At 68.5% G+C, this 15,202-nt stretch carries 11 protein-coding genes; 5 read left to right on the top strand and 6 right to left on the bottom strand.

Going from position 1 to position 15,202, the window contains the following annotated elements; genetic code table 11:
• Positions 1-32 precede the first annotated feature (32 nt).
• Entirely contained in the window at positions 33-2,087 is a 2,055-nt protein-coding gene (recQ, locus tag ACFWWQ_RS20245) for a DNA helicase RecQ (RefSeq protein WP_384597981.1), read from the bottom strand.
• Between the two features lie 368 nt (positions 2,088-2,455).
• Here recQ and ACFWWQ_RS20250 point away from each other — a divergent pair, with 368 nt between their 5' ends.
• Complete coding sequence (locus ACFWWQ_RS20250) at positions 2,456-3,133, top strand: GAP family protein (protein WP_384597983.1); 678 nt, start codon at positions 2,456-2,458, stop codon at positions 3,131-3,133.
• A 33-nt stretch (positions 3,134-3,166) separates the two neighbouring features.
• Here the strand turns inward: ACFWWQ_RS20250 and ACFWWQ_RS20255 are convergent, their stop codons facing one another.
• Genes ACFWWQ_RS20255 through ACFWWQ_RS20265 form a run of 3 tightly spaced genes read right to left on the bottom strand, consistent with a single transcriptional unit; the run spans position 3,167 to position 6,010 of the window.
• Entirely contained in the window at positions 3,167-4,381 is a 1,215-nt protein-coding gene (locus ACFWWQ_RS20255) for a cytochrome P450 (protein ID WP_384597985.1), read from the bottom strand.
• 13 nt (positions 4,382-4,394) lie between these two features.
• Positions 4,395-5,786, bottom strand: a complete 1,392-nt coding sequence (locus tag ACFWWQ_RS20260; protein ID WP_384597987.1) for an NAD(P)/FAD-dependent oxidoreductase — start codon at positions 5,784-5,786, stop codon at positions 4,395-4,397.
• Positions 5,783-6,010, bottom strand: a complete 228-nt coding sequence (locus tag ACFWWQ_RS20265) for a ferredoxin (protein WP_384597989.1) — start codon at positions 6,008-6,010, stop codon at positions 5,783-5,785. Before ACFWWQ_RS20265 ends, ACFWWQ_RS20260 begins: the two co-directional genes overlap by 4 nt.
• 481 nt (positions 6,011-6,491) lie before the next feature.
• Here ACFWWQ_RS20265 and ACFWWQ_RS20270 point away from each other — a divergent pair, with 481 nt between their 5' ends.
• Complete coding sequence (locus tag ACFWWQ_RS20270) at positions 6,492-7,292, top strand: SDR family oxidoreductase (RefSeq protein WP_384598009.1); 801 nt, start codon at positions 6,492-6,494, stop codon at positions 7,290-7,292.
• 40 nt (positions 7,293-7,332) lie between these two features.
• Here the strand turns inward: ACFWWQ_RS20270 and ACFWWQ_RS20275 are convergent, their stop codons facing one another.
• Positions 7,333-9,150 carry a glycoside hydrolase family 15 protein gene (locus tag ACFWWQ_RS20275; RefSeq protein ID WP_384598011.1) on the bottom strand — a complete coding sequence of 606 codons (1,818 nt, stop codon included), beginning with the start codon at positions 9,148-9,150 and terminating at the stop codon, positions 7,333-7,335.
• A 346-nt stretch (positions 9,151-9,496) separates the two neighbouring features.
• Here ACFWWQ_RS20275 and ACFWWQ_RS20280 point away from each other — a divergent pair, with 346 nt between their 5' ends.
• From ACFWWQ_RS20280 to ACFWWQ_RS20290, 3 genes are all read left to right on the top strand, one after another.
• Positions 9,497-10,087, top strand: a complete 591-nt coding sequence (locus tag ACFWWQ_RS20280; protein WP_384597991.1) for a hypothetical protein — start codon at positions 9,497-9,499, stop codon at positions 10,085-10,087.
• Positions 10,088-10,210: 123 nt separating this feature from the next.
• The gene (locus tag ACFWWQ_RS20285) at positions 10,211-11,563 is read left to right on the top strand and encodes a Dyp-type peroxidase (RefSeq protein ID WP_384597993.1); all 1,353 of its coding nucleotides are present in this window, start codon (positions 10,211-10,213) and stop codon (positions 11,561-11,563) included.
• Positions 11,564-11,618: 55 nt separating this feature from the next.
• On the top strand, positions 11,619-12,755 hold the full coding sequence (locus ACFWWQ_RS20290; protein ID WP_384597995.1) for a catalase family protein: 1,137 nt from the start codon (positions 11,619-11,621) through the stop codon (positions 12,753-12,755).
• A gap of 527 nt (positions 12,756-13,282) precedes the next feature.
• Here ACFWWQ_RS20290 and ACFWWQ_RS20295 read toward each other — a convergent pair.
• Positions 13,283-14,959 carry a hypothetical protein gene (locus tag ACFWWQ_RS20295; protein ID WP_384597997.1) on the bottom strand — a complete coding sequence of 559 codons (1,677 nt, stop codon included), beginning with the start codon at positions 14,957-14,959 and terminating at the stop codon, positions 13,283-13,285.
• Between the last annotated feature and the right edge of the window lie 243 nt (positions 14,960-15,202).

Here is a 15,202-nt window from a genome sequence, read left to right on the forward strand (position 1 = left end):
CGAGGCTCAGGCGTCACCCCGCCCCCTGGCCGTCACCAGTCGATGTCCTCCGGTGGCTCCGGCGCGTCCCAGTCCTCCGGCGGCGGCTCGGGCAGGTCCGCGGCGCTCGCCGGTCCGCCGGAGTGGCTAGGGCCGCCCGCGCGCCGGGCCGCGGGTGCGGCCTGTGACGGCGCGGCACCGCCGGGCTGACCGGCAGTCGCCGCACCGTCTGCCCCGTCACCGCCCGCGAGCACCTCCAGGATCTGCGCGCCGTACTTCGCCAGCTTGTTCTCGCCCACGCCGTTGATCGTGCCCAGCTCGGCCGTACCGGCCGGGTGGGCGACGGCGATCTCCCGCAGCGTCGCGTCGTGGAAGATCACATATGCCGGGACGCCCTGTTCCTTCGCGGTGCTGCCGCGCCAGGCACGCAGCGCCTCGAAGACCGGAAGTGCCGCCTCCGGCAGATCGACCGGAGCCCGCTTCCCCTTCGGCGACTTCGCCTTGGCCGCCCGCGCCGCCTTCTCCGGCTCCCGCCGCATCGGCACCTCGCGGTCGCCGCGCAGCACCTCGCCGCTCGTCCCGGTCAGCACCAGCGTGCCGTAATCCCCCTCGACGGCCAGCAGCCCCTGCGCCAGCAACTGCCGTACCACGCCCCGCCATTCGACGTCGCGTAGATCGGCGCCGATGCCGAAGACGCTCAGCGCATCGTGGTCGAACTGGATGACCTTCGCGGTCTTACGGCCCAGCAGGATGTCGATGATCTGGCCCGCGCCGAACTTCTGCCCCCGCTCACGCTTCAGCCGCACGATCGTCGACAGCAGCTTCTGCGCCGGTACGGTGCCGTCCCAGGTCTGCGGCGGCGCCAGGCAGGTGTCGCAGTTGCCGCACGCCGCGCTCTCCTGGCCGAAGTAGGCCAGCAGCCGCACCCGGCGGCACTGCACCGTCTCGCACAGCGCGAGCATCGCGTCCAGATGCGCCGACAACCGCCGCCGGTGCGCGTCGTCACCCTCCGAACCGTCGATCATCTTCCGCTGCTGCACCACGTCCTGCAGCCCGTACGCCAGCCACGCCGTTGACGCCTGGCCGTCGCGACCGGCACGGCCCGTCTCCTGGTAGTAGCCCTCCACGGACTTCGGCAGGTCCAGATGGGCCACGAACCGTACGTCCGGCTTGTCGATGCCCATGCCGAACGCGATGGTGGCGACGACGACCAGGCCGTCCTCCCGCAGGAACCGCGACTGGTGCGCTGCGCGCATCCGGGCGTCCAGCCCCGCGTGGTACGGCACCGCGGCGACGCCGTTCTCCACCAGGAACGCCGCGGTCTTCTCCACCGAGGCCCGGGAGAGGCAGTAGACGATTCCGGCGTCCCCGGCGTGCTCGGTCCGCAGCAGCTCCAGCAGCTGGCGCTTCGGCTCGTTCTTCGGCGCGATGCGGTACTGGATGTTGGGCCGGTCGAAGCTCGCCACGAAATGCCGGGCGCCACCCATCGACAACCGCGAGGTGATCTCGGTGTGCGTCGCATCGGTGGCCGTCGCGGTCAGTGCGATCCGCGGGACCTCCGGCCACCGCTCGTGCAGCATCGACAGCGCCAGGTAGTCGGGCCGGAAGTCGTGGCCCCACTGGGCTACGCAGTGTGCTTCGTCGATCGCGAAGAGGGAGATCTTGCCGCGGTCCAGCAGGCTCAGCGTCTGCTCGACGCGCAGCCGCTCGGGCGCGAGATACAGCAGATCCAGCTCCCCGGCCAGGAACTCCGCCTCCACCAGCCGCCGCTCCTCGACGTCCTGCGTGGAATTGAGGAACCCGGCCCGTACGCCCAGCGCCCGCAACGCGTCGACCTGGTCCTGCATCAACGCGATCAGCGGTGAGATCACGATGCCGACACCCGGCCGCACCAGCGACGGAATCTGGTAGCACAGCGATTTGCCGCCACCCGTCGGCATCAGCACGACGGCGTCCCCGCCGCCGATCACATGCTCGATGACCTCCTGCTGACTCCCGCGGAACGCGTCGTAACCGAACACCCGGCGCAGCACCTGCACCGCTTCGCTCGTCTCCGACCCGCCCGCCATATCGCTGCCTGCGCTTCCTGCCACGTCCGCCTCACCCATGCCTGAAAGCGTACGAGTAATCCGCCCGAGCCCGTCGAGCCTGTGGACAACTCCACTCCGAGCACCGCGACGGACCCGCAGATCCGCCGGAGAGGCAGGCGGGGCCGACGGCGTCAGCGGGCGGCGAGCGCCGCGAGCGCGGGCAGGATCACGCGCAGCCCGTTGTCGGCGGCGTGGACGCACACGCCGGGCCACACCGTCCCGGTGGCCAGGTCACCCGTGCGCCACCGCCCGATGGCTGACGGACCCGGAGATCCCCACGATGGCGAAGAGGGCTGCGTCCGCACCAGGGCCGGGCACGCCGGCTGTGAGCCGGCCGGCGTGGGCAGTCAGCTCCGGAGCATCCGTCTCTCGCCCTGGAGGCCGCAGTGGGACACGCTGTCGGTGATGTGTTGGGCCTGGCTGCCGGTGTCGCGGTCAGCCCACTCCCGATCGTCGCGATCATCCTGGTCCTGGCCACCCCGCGAGGGCGCCTCAACGGACCGCTGTTCGTCCTCGGCTGGGTCCTCGGGCTGGCAGCGCTCGGCGCGATCATGCTGGCCGTCGGGGGCACAGGCGGAGCCTCCACCCACAAGCACCCGGCCACCTGGGTCGGAGCCCTCAAACTCGCCCTGGGCGCACTCCTTGCCCTCTTCGGCGCCCGTCAATGGCGGCGCCGCCCCCACGACACCTCCCAGGCGCAGCTCCCGAAGTGGATGGCGGCGATCGACCGATTCACCCCCGTCAAGATCCTCGGCCTGGGCCTGCTGCTCTCGGCGGCCAACCTCAAGAACGCGCCCCTGACCATCGCCGCGGGCGTCTCGATCAGCTCTGCCGGGCTCCCCGTACCCCAGCAGATCGGAACGTTCGCGATCTTCGTGGTCATCGCCTCCCTCGGAGTGCTCGCACCACTCGTCGTCTACCTGAGCATGGGCGAACGCGCCGAAAGCATCCTCGGCGACTGGCGAGACCGGGCCGCGCGGCACAGCGCCGCCGTCATGGCCGTCCTGCTCTTCGTGCTCGGCCTCAAGCTCCTCGGCGACGGCATCAGCATCCTCGCCGCCTGAGAAGCCGCCTGAGAAAGCGTGCCGGCCGTCGCGTCACCCCTGCTCGACGTACAGATGGATCGGGCCGCGAAGAACGGGACTGCGTCGATACGGCGGCGGGTCGGCGACCAGACCGGGCCGGTCGAGGCGGCGTACCAGCTCGGTCAGCGCGATCTCGGCTTCCCGCCGGGCCAGCGGGCCGCCGAAGCACAGGTGGATGCCGCTGCCGAACCCGAGGTGCTGGTTGTCACGCCGATCGGGGTCGAAGCGGTCGGGATCGTGGAAGCGGTTCGGATCGCGGCTGCCCGAGGCCAGCATCAGCATGATCTGCGAGCCCTTGGGGATCACGGTGTCGGCGACGGTGATGTCGCTGTACGCCGCCCGCCAGGGAATGATGTGCACGGGCGGCTCGTACCGCAGCAGTTCCTCGACCAGCGGTACGACGAGGTCCGGTTCGTCGCGCAGGCGCCGCAGCACCTGCGGGTGGCGCAGCAGCGTCAGCATGCCGTTGGTGATGAGGTTGACGGTGGTCTCATGGCCGGCGATCAGCAGCAGGTTGGCGGTGGAGATGATCTCTTCGTCGGTCATCCGTCCGTCGGGCCCGTCGTCGTTCGCCAGCCGGGACAACAGGTCGCCACCCTGCCCACCGTGGCGTTGCTCCAGCAGCCCGCCGAGGTACTGCCGCAGGTCCTTGCGGGCCTGCACGCCCTTGTCCAGCTTTTCCTGCGGATCCGTCTTGGGGTCGTAGTCGATCGCGTTGATGAGGTCGTTCACCCAGCTGCGGAACCGTGGTTCGTCCTCGCGTGGCACGCCGAGCAGATGGCAGATCACGGCGACGGGGAACGGGTAGGCGAAGTCGTCGACGATGTCGATCTGCTTCTTGCCCGCGCAGTCGTCGATCAGGCCGCTGACGGTGTCGGTCAGGGCGGGTTCCATGCCGGTCACCAGACCCGGGGTGTGCGGGGGGCCGAAATGGCGCATCGCCATACGCCGCAGGCGGTCGTGCTCGGGCGGGTCGAGGTTGATGAACGCCGGTGTGGTCTGATCCCCGGCCCCGGCCATCGGATGCGAGAGATTGCGAACGTCCGAGCTCAGGTGCGGGTTGTGCAGGAGGTCCGTGATCTCGCGGTAGGTGCTGACGACGTAGGTGTCGTCCTCCTGACGGGCCACCGGCGTCCTGCGCAGCTCGGCGTACAGCGGGTACGGGTCGGCCCGGGAGGAGTAGTCGAGGATCCGGCGCAGCATGCCGGGCGTCTCGGTCGTGGTCATCTCACTTTCCCTCCTACCGGTGCTGGTGTGCGGCCGTGACGCGTCGCTCGCTCGGGTCATGGCCGGTGACGACCACAGTGGCGCCCTGGGCGAGCAGGACGGGGCCGGGGAAGTCGACGGGCGTCGGCTTCATGTCGGCGGGCTGGTCGGGCGTGGGGCAGGGAGGCGGGAAGGGCGCGGCCGTCTCGATGAGTGTCCGGTAATGGTCCAGCCACTTCGCGTTGTTGAAACTCACTGCCGCGGTGACGCGGCCCCGATAGCCGTATGCGGCGACGAAGCGGTGGTCGGGCACCGAACCCTGGGTGACGACCACCTCGTCGGCGAAGGTCGGCACGCCGACGGACTTGATGTTGACCCCGAACTGGATCGACCAGAACACCGGAATGGACAGGTGGGGCCAGCGGTCGGCCTGGCCGCTGACCATGTTGTGTGCCGCGACCTCGGCCTGCTCCACGGCGTTGGCCCAGTGCTCCAGAGAGATGAGCCGGTACTCGTAGATCGGGTTCGGACAGCGTGCCACGTCTCCGGCGACGAAGATGTCGTCGGTGACCAGGCCGTTGAGGTCGAGGGCGCGGCAGCCCGTGTCGCAGGCGATTCCCCAGACCCCCGCCGCCAGTCCTGAGCCCTGCAACCACTCGGTGTTGCGTATGCCTCCGAGTGCCACCACCGCCACGTCGGCGTCGATCGTGGTGCCGTCGTCGAAGTGAGCACGGCGAAACCGTCCCTGCGCGTCGCCCTCCAGCTGGGTCACCTTGACGCCGCAGCGCAGGTCCACACCGCGTGCGCGCTGCATGTCCGCCGCAACCTCACCGATCATGGCGCCGAGTGCCCCGACCAGCGGGGCCGGCGCGAGTTCGGCCACCGTCACCGGGATGTCCCGTTCGCGGCAGATGGAGGCGATCTCGGAGCCGGTGAATCCCGCACCGATGACCAGTACGCGTGAGGGCCCGGCGGCGAGGGCCCGTTGCAGGCCCTCGGTGTGTTCGCGCGTCCGCACGACGAAGACCCCGTCCAGGGCCGCCTCGCTCTCGACGAACCAAGGCCGGGCCCGAACCCCGGTGGAGATCAGCACCCGGTCGAAGGGGACCGCGCGTCCGTCGGCGAGACGCACCTGGTTGGTCGCCAGGTCCAGCCCGGCGGCGGGCACACCCAGCAGCCACTTCGCATCGATCTCACGGCGCCGCGGCAGCTTGGTGTTTTCGGCCGGCACCCACCCGGTCAGTACCTGCTTGGACAGGGGAGGCCGGTCGTAAGGTTCGCCCAGCTCGTCGCCGATCATGGTCAACGAACCGGTGAAACCCTCGTCGCGCAGCCTCTCCGCGGCGCGCAGTCCCGCCAGCGACGCCCCGACAACCACGATGCGGCCATCCCGTTTGAATGCTTGCAGATTCTCGGCGCTGGTCATGACGACGACCCTTCCGCCGGTGCGTCCCGTCCCTCCAGCTGGTCGACCAGAATCGCCTGGACCGGGCAGGCCGCTGCGGCGCGCAGCACCTGCTCGCGCCGGGCGTTGCTGGCACTGGGGTCGTACATCAGCGCTTCCTCGCCGTGCATCCGGAACGCGTCCGGAGCCAGGAAGGCGCACTGCGCATATCCTTCGCATCGGGAAAGATCAACGACGACTCTCATCCCGGCCTCCACAGGGGTTGCAGGCTGCGGGCCCGGCAGCCGGAGTCACTCCGGCGCGCACGGCGCGAGGCGGCGAAAGAGAAGGGATGGGGCCGTTGCCCACCTCCGCGGAGTGCGAAGGGGCGCACCGCGCTCGTCGGGCCGCCGCAGAAAGAATGGATTATCGCGGGTAAGGCGACCGGCGGGTGATACCGCTCAGAGATCCTGGCCTTCCTGAAAAGCCTATCCCGCGTACACCCTTCCCCGCATGCGGGGAAGGGCCTCCCCGCCCTGCCGACCGGCGCCGGAGCCACATGTCCTCATGGCCCGGTCGCGTTCGGCCGATCGGCCCATTCCGCCCGCGCCCGGAGTGTGGACCGGGCTCCCGGATGATTCGGTGTCGGCAGCGGCCGAACAGACCCGTATGAGGTCGCCGGGCAGCGAGTTGAGGAGGAGAACCGGCGTGAGTGTGACTCAGAGAGCCCCTCAGGGCGTCATTCCCATGCATCTGCTGAAAGGCCAGAAGGCACTCGTCACCGGCGCGAACTCGGGCATCGGCAAGTCGACGGCCATCGGCCTGGGGCGCGCCGGAGCCGACGTGGTCGTGAACTACGTCGCCGGCCGCGAGGAGGCCGAGCAGGTGGTCGAGGAGATCTCCGGGTTCGGGGTGCGCGCGATGGCGTACGAGGCAGACGTGTCCCAGGAGGACCAGGTCGTCGCGATGACCGAACGGATGGTGCAGGAGTTCGGGACCATCGACATCCTGGTGGCCAACGCCGGGTTGCAGCGCGACGCTCCGTTCACCGAGATGACGACGGCCCAGTGGCAGAAGGTGCTGGACGTCAACCTCACCGGCCAGTTCCTGTGCGCGCGGGAGGCGGCGAAGGAGTTCTTGAGAAGGGGGGTCGTCCCCGAGGTGTCGCGCGCGGCCGGGAAGATCATTTGCATGAGCTCGGTGCACCAGCTCATCCCGTGGGCCGGCCACGTCAACTACGCGGCCTCCAAGGGCGGCGTGCAGATGATGATGGCGACGCTCGCCCAGGAGCTCGCCTCCCACAGGATCAGGGTCAACGCCATTGCTCCGGGAGCCATCCGGACGCCCATCAACCGCAGCGCCTGGGACACTCCCGATGCCGCGAAGGACCTGTTGCAGCTGATTCCTTACGGGCGCGTCGGTGATCCTGAGGACATCGCCCACGCGGTGGTCGGGCTCGCCTCGGACCTCATGGACTACGTGGTGGGCACGACCCTCTACGTGGACGGCGGCATGACCCTCTTCCCCGGTTTCGCCACCGGAGGCTGAGCCGCTGCCCGGCCCCGGGCGGCAGGCGCGACCCCGGCTCTCAGTCGCGCTGCTGGTCGAGGGCGTCGTCCAGGGTGGTGGCGGCCATGATCAGCGACAGATGCGTGAAAGCCTGCGGGAAGTTGCCCAGCTGCTCGCCACTGGGGCCGATCTCCTCGGCGAACAGGCCGACGTGGTTGGCGTAGGTCTGCATCTTCTCGAAGGCATAGCGTGCCGGACGAATCCGTCCGGCACGGGCAAGAGCGTCGACATAGAGGAAGGTGCAGAGGCTGAAGGTGCCTTCGGCGCCCCGCAGACCGTCCGGGGAGGCCGCGGGGTCGTAGCGGTAGACGAGGCTGTCCGACACCAGCGTGCGTTCCATCGCGTCCAGGGTCGACAGCCAGCTCACCGTCCTGGCAGCCAGGAATCCGACGCGCGGGATGAGCAGCAGTGAAGCGTCGAGGACATCGCTTCCGTAGTGCTGGACGAGGGCCTGCTCCTTCTCGTTCCAGCCCCGCTCCATCACCTGTTCGAGGATCGCGTCGCGCGCCGAGGTCCACCGAGGAGCGTCGGCGGGACGGCTGTACTCTCTCGCCAGACGCAGCCCCCGGTCGAAGGCCACCCACGCCATCACCCGGCTGAAGGTGAAGTCCTGGCGCCCGCCACGGGTCTCCCAGATGCCCTCGTCGGGGCGATCCCAGGAATCGGCGAGCCAGTCCAGCGTGCGCGCGACGTTCTTCCAGCCGTGGTAGCTGCCTCCCATGGTGACCTGATGCCCCTCCGACAAGGCGTAGAGAGCCTCCCCGTAGATGTCCAGCTGCAGCTGATCGGACGCGGCGTTGCCCAGCCGCACCGGAGACGAACCCCGATAGCCCTCGAAGTGCGAGAGCACCTCCTCCGGCACGTCGGGGTCCCCGTCGACGCGGTACATGATCTGCAGCGGCTCGCCGTTGATGCCCTCCCGGGCCTGGAGGCGGTCACCCATCCAGCGCGTGAACTGCGCCGCTTCTTCGGCGAACCCCAGGTCGAGCAGGGCACGCACGGACAGGGAGCCGTCGCGGACCCAGGTGTAGCGGTAGTCCCAGTTGCGTTCACCCCCGACCTGCTCGGGCAGGCCCATGGTGGCTGCTGCGACGGGCGCACCCGTGGGCGCATAGGTGAGCAGCTTGAGCGTGATGGCCGAGCGGTGCACCACACCCGGCCACCGGCCGCGGTACCGCGAGGAGCGCACCCAGTGCTGCCAGAATTCCACCACGTCCCAGAACCGCTCCATCGCCCGGTCCGGGGTGACCGGCGGCGGTGGGTCACCGTCGGGTCCGCCGACGGTGAACACCGCCGCGGCCACCTCACCTGCCCTCAAGGTCACCCCGCCCCGTATGTCCGTGCCGTCCTGCTGCAGCGGGAAGGTGCTCTGCAGCCAGGCGGTGGCGTTCGCCGCCCGGAACGTGGCGGTACCGTCCTGCAGGTCGAGATGGTGGGTGGCCCGGCCGTAGTCGAAGCGTGGACGGCACTCCAGAGTGAAGTGCACCGTTCCGCGCACCGCCCGCACACCGCGTATCAGCACATGCCTGTCAGCGGGGGTGCCGGTGCGATCCGGTGGCATGCAGTCGAAGACCTCGCCGACCCCGTCCGGCGACATGAACCGCGTCGCCAGGACCGCGGTGTCGGGGTAGTAGAGCTGCTTGCAGGTGGTGTTCCGGCTTTCCGGCGCGAACAGGAAGTAGCCGCCGCGGTCGTGGTCGAGCAGGGCGGCGAAGACGCTGGGCGAGTCGAACCGGGGAGCCGTGAACCAGTCGACGACCCCCTGGGACGACACCAGAGCGGCGGTCTGCAGGTCGCCGACGAGGCCGTGGTCGGCAATGGGCGGGTAACGGTCCATGATCATCTCGCTTCCCTGATGCCCCTGATTCCACTGTCCGCCCTGAGCGGTGAGGCTGCCACGGGATGCGGCACGGGATGCGGCACGGGATGCAGCACGGGATGCGGCACGGGGGCGAAGAGGGTGCGGGAGCTGTCCTCGGGAGCATCTCCGGCTGCGACGGGCCCGGTGTGGTGGTGGCCGGTCCGCCACTGGTTCATCACCTCAGCCGCGGCCGGAATGCAAGGTGGCGCAGGCGGAGTGAGGGTGGTGGTGAGGGCCGTGAGACCTCGCGTCGGGGCGGTCGGCGGCCTGCCGGCGGCCCGTTGGCGGCCCTCGAACCGATCCGTGGCAGGAGAGATTCCCCATGACTGCGACATCAGGCACACCCCGGTCCGCCCATCCTGAGCGCCCGGGCAGGAAGGACGGCGTCTGCAGCGAGTTCACCGTCTTCACCGAGATCAAGCCGGGTCATGCGGATGCGCTGCGCGAGGACCTGGCCAGGATCGCCGGAACGTCGGCCGACGAGGGGAACCGCGAGGCGATGCGGCAGATCGGCACCCTGCACGACGCACGCCACGTGATATTCGACAACGACACGCGGTTCATGTTCGCCAGCGTCTTCGACGGCTCCTGGGACACGTACATCGACGACTTCGGCAAGACCGCCGTCGGGAAGAACTTCGACAGGGTCTTCTCGCACAGTCAGGGGTTTCCCGGTGTCAGCGATCCTGGGGTGAAGGACTGGTTCGTAGCCCACCAAGCACCCGCAGGGGTCTTCGTCAGTTCCTATCCCGATCTGACCGTTCAGCAGATCTGGAAGGACCAGGAAGTGGACGAGGCGTTCCAAGAGGTGCTGGACACCCCTGAGTTCCGGTCGGCGCTGGACGACCCGGCCAACGCGGAGCTGGTGGCCACGCCTGCCTTCCAGAAGCTGCTGGAGGTGGCCGCGAGCTAGGCGAGCCCCAACAGACGCGACCAGCACACAGGGCCGACCCGACGCCGACGGACCGCGTCGGCGGGCGCGGGCCGCCCACTGCGGGGCTGCCCAGCCCGATACCGATGTGGAGCACACACCCTCATGAACACGACGGCAAGCAGCAGCGCGGGCACCGTACGCGTCGAGATCGACGACATCCAAAGCGGGGCACTGCGCCCACGGCCCGTGCCCTACCAGGGAAAGTACGTCTTCCTGCGCGTCGATGACCGCCACGCAGGACGCGCCCTGCTGCGGCGGCTGCTCCCGCTGACCGCGGCTGGTCTGCCCGAGGCGGACCCGCGCCGGGATGCCTGGGTGGCTGTGGCGTTCACCTATCAGGGGCTGAAGGCCCTGGGAGTGCCTCAGGAATCGCTGGACAGCTTTCCGCGGGCGTTTCGCGAGGGCATGGCCGCTAGGGCGGAGCTGATCGGTGACGTCGGAGAGAGTGCGCCGGCCCACTGGGAGAAACCGTTCGGAACCGGGGAGGTTCATATCGCGTTGAGCGCCCTGTCCTCCGATGCGGCGCAGCTGGACCAGGAGTGGGAGCGGGCCCGAGTCGCCTACCAGGACACGCCGGGTGTCCAGGTGATCTGGGAGCAGGCGGTCCACCAGCTCCCGACCGGGCGCACCACCTTCGGATTCCGCGACGGCATCAGCCATCCCCACATCGAGGGCGTCGGGCTGCCCGGCTCCAATCCGCAGGAAGCTCCCCTCAAGGCCGGCGAGTTCATCCTCGGCTACCCCGACGAGACCGGGAGCCTGCCGCCCATGCCCAGCCCTGAGGTGCTGGGCCGCAACGGTACCTACGCGGCCGTTCGTAAGATCCACACCAACGTGGCGGCCTGGCGCCGATATCTGCGCGCGAACTCCTCCGGTGCCGAGGAGGAGGCACTCCTGGCGGCGAAGATGGTCGGTCGCTGGCCCAGCGGAGCACCGCTGGCGCTGTCGCCGGAGCACGACGACCCCGAGCTGGCGGCCGATCCGCACCGCGTCAACAACTTCCTGTACCAGGAGAACGACGACCGAGGCTTCCGGTGCCCCGCCGGTGCGCACATCCGGCGCACCAACCCCCGCGATTCCACCATCATCGGCGACGCCCGGATGCACCGCCTCATCCGCCGTGGCACCACCTACGGACCGCCGCTTCCGGAGGGCGTACTGGAGGACGACGGCGCGGACCGGGGTCTGATGGGTGTCTTCATCGGAGCCCATCTGGAGCGGCAGTTCGAATTCATCAAAGCCGAGTGGGTCAACGACGGTAACTTCATCGGCCACCCCGGCGAAAAGGACCCGGTAGCCGGACATCACGGCGGAACCGGCACGGCCACCATCCCGGAGAAACCGATCCGGCGCCGCCTGCGGAACCTGCCCAGTTTCGTGGTCACCCGGGGCGGTGAGTACTGCTTCGTGCCGGGACTGGCCGCCCTGCGCTGGCTCGCCGAACTGGAGGACTGAACGCAATTCACACCCCCGCGAGACCCCGCCCGCTCTCCCATGAGAGGCCGAAGCCATGGCAGCACAGTTCGTCCGCTACACACCGGACGTCGAAGAAAAGGAGCCGCACTTCGACCAGCACCTCCAGACGGTGATCGAGAAGACCGAGAGGTACCTCACCGAGTCGGTCAAGGCAGGCGGAACAGGAAGGGCGCTGCGGGACGCCCACGCCAAGGGGTACGGACTGATCCGAGGGCAGGTGGAGATCCTGGACGGGATTCCCCCGGAGTACGCCCAAGGCATCTACGTCACTCCGGGAACCCACGACGCGCTCATCCGTTTCTCCAACGGCTCGCCTCACACCGGAGCCGACGCGCGACTGGGCAGCGCCACCGGGTTGGCTCTGAAAATATTCGACATCCCTGGCCCGACCCTCCTGGAAGACGAACCGGACACAGGAACATTCGACTACGCCAACATCAACGGACCGGTCTTCTTCTGCAACACGGTCGAGCACTACCTGTTCATCCAGGAACTGTTCCTGAACGCGCCGTCCTACTTCTCCCAGGGCCGACCTGGAGCACGTCGCTTCTTCACCGAATTCGTGACCGGGCAAGGAACGCTGGACCAGGGAAACTGGGCATGGGATGAATTCCTTGCCTTCCTGCGACTGTCCAAGATCCCCCCGGTCAACGTATTGCTGTCGAGCTACTGGACGATGGGCGCGGTCAGACACGGGGACTACATCGCCAAGGTGCGCATCACCCCCGACCCGTCCGCCGCCGCCGCGGTGGTCCGACGCGACATCGACCCGACCTCCGCGCCGGAGGTCTTCCGGCCGGCACTGGAAGCCGAGCTGCAGGAGCGGCCCTACGCCTTCGACATCCAGGTCCAGCTCTGCGCCGACCTGGAACGCATGCCGGTGGAGGACACGACCGTGGAGTGGCCCGAGAAGCTCTCGCCGTCCGTCACCGTGGCCAAGCTGCGGCTGCCGCAGCAGGACATCTCCGGCCCGGAAAACCTGGAGAAGATGGACGCGCTGTCCTTCACGCCCTGGCGGGTCACCGCGGAGCACGCCCCCCTGGGCAACATCATGCAGGCCCGTAAGGAGGTCTACCGGCACTCCTCGGTCCTGCGCCACAAGCTCAACCAGCAGCCGCGCACAGAACCACGCAGCGCCGACGAGGTACTTGGCCCGACCCTGCCCGGCTGAAGGACCAGCTGACCGTAGTAGCCCTGGCAGCCAAGCTTCAGCTCAGCCTCCATGAGGCTCACCAGGCGGCCGACCGGCTTGTCATAGCCCCGCTCGACCAGTTCGCCCTTGGCGGGCATCACGGTACAGCTCCCCTTGGCGCACACCCCACGTGTGTGCCACATCCGTACCGGATGCCGGATGCCGGATGCCGGATGCCGGATGCCGGAAGCCGGAAGCCCTGCCGTCCCAACGGGCGGCAGGGCTTCTGACCTGCTACTTCTCTGTGCCCCCGGCAGGATTCGAACCTGCGACACCCGCTTTAGGAGTGGGACGGAGTCCATGATCGGGGGTGCTCGTGCGTGCCGGATGGTGCTGCCCTCGCAGGTCAGCACCATCCGGCATGTTGCTTGATCCCGCCCGTGACGGCTGGTGCTCTACCGTCCGCTCACGCATCGCGCACGCATTCCGGCCCTCTGATCGGCCGTCTTCCGGCAGCGCAGGCCCGCGTCGTAGGGGTGTCCGCCTAATACGGGTTGTGTCGCCAGCTACTGGCTTTGGTTGTGCACTGCCCGGAGGATGACGAGTGCAGCCAGCAGCACGAGCGCGACATGGTGGTGCTTCGGCGGCCCCTCCCGCAGATCGTGCAGCTCGACGTTGCGGAGGTTCAGCCCTTCCTTCGGGTCGGCTAGGAGGAGCCGGAATGTTGTCTGCCACCCGACCTCGAATCCGGCTTCCGGCATCTTGTCGATCAGGGTTCCCATCTGGTCGACCACGCCGGCTTTGTCCCCCTTGGCAGGCTGGACGATCGGCACCCCCGCAGTCCTGAGATGCCGGCGGAGCAAACCCTCGACGAGTGGCAGGGAGATCTTCGCAGCGGTCGGTTCCTGGTACCAGTACGATCGGAACGCAGTGGCAAGCTCGGCCATCTTCGCTGGCGGTGCCACCTCACCGCTGCAGGCGAAGATCCGTGTGAGGTCGGCGTCGCTCGGGTTGAAGCGGCGCCAGATGCAGTCGAGCTGGTGCGCGATGAGTAGGCCGACGAGTTCCATCCGGACGATGCGCAGGTCAGCGCCGGGTTCTTCCTCCACCGCCTTGAGGTGGGTCAGCACGGGACCGGCCAGGTTGAGCCTGTTCATCGGCAGTCTCACCAATCCAGCCGCCAGCTTCTGCTGGGTATCGGTGGCCGACTCGTCATCCCCGACTGGAGCGTCCCAGGCCGCCACCCTCCAGAGCGCGTCCCGAAGGTCTGCCGCCTGGGCAATGTGTGCTTCGCACGCGTCGAATGGTTGGAGAGGGAATTCCACCTGTGTGGTGAGGGTCTCCAGCTTGAGGTCCTCGGCCGTTAGCTTCTGCAGGTCGCTGCGGACATCATCAAAGACGTCGGTGAGACCACTATCCCGGGCATGGATGGCTGCGTCGTTGAGCAGGTACAGCCTGGTCACCCCGCTCTCGGCATCGGCTGCTCGGATGATGGCCTCGGCGACTGCACGGTCAGCCTGCTCTTTCCCCGTGCTGTCGGCTTCCAGCGCGCGCAGGTCCTTGAGGAAGATCACCTGGGTGTGGACGTCGTCCTGGAACACAGTGATCGCCTTCTCCACCACCGGGCGGGCCACTTGCTTCCACGCCTTCCGCTCCAGCAGGGGGTCAATCAGTAGACCCACGAGGCCAGCCGCCGGATCCGGCCCGCTCAGCGACTCATCTGCCATGGCCAGCATGTCCTGGACCAGGATGTTCTGAAGGTCCTTCTGTCCGGCCGACACGGCCAGTGTGAAGCCACGGACCAGGCACTCACCTGCCCGCCACAGACCGGGCACCACCGCGTGTGCAGCGGCGAACCAGGGGGCGGCTTCCTGATAGGCCATGACGGAGGCCCGCACGTGCTGGTAGCGCTGGCCGTGGCCGGCCGAGGCCAGCAAATCGTGTAGGCGTGCACGAACACCAGGGTGCTCGGCCGTCTCAGCGTAGATGGCCCAGACCTCCAGCGTCTCGGCCGGAACCTGCGTGATATCGCTCGGCCACGGCTCTGGCGCCGCCCCTACGTATACGCCGACGAATGCCCCATCCCGCATCTGGTAGAGGGCAGCGGCCCGGATTGCCTCAAGCTCACACGCGTCGGTTGCCGCATCCTTCGCGATCGCTACACCGAGCCGATCGGCCAGCTGATCGAACGACACGAACCCTTCTGTCGCCTTGTCCAGCGCGCCCAGAACATGATCAGGCATCGGCCAACTCCCCTCGACCCGAACATCAAGGTGTGCAACGAGCTGGCCTGGCTTGACGTTCCGCGGAGCGCTTCACCGGAACTGCTGCGCTGGAGACCTCGGCGACCAATGCGTCGTTGTCCGCTGTCATCCGCCCCAGTCGTTTGACTGAGGTTCCCCCGTTGCGCGAGAGGTGCTGATCAGCTGGTCAGTGAGGGTTGACGGGGTTTCAGGTTCGTCGGTTCGGCCGTCGCCTGCTCGGCG

Source organism: Streptomyces sp. NPDC059080 (genome assembly GCF_042739975.1).
Taxonomy (GTDB): domain Bacteria; phylum Actinomycetota; class Actinomycetes; order Streptomycetales; family Streptomycetaceae; genus Streptomyces; species Streptomyces benahoarensis.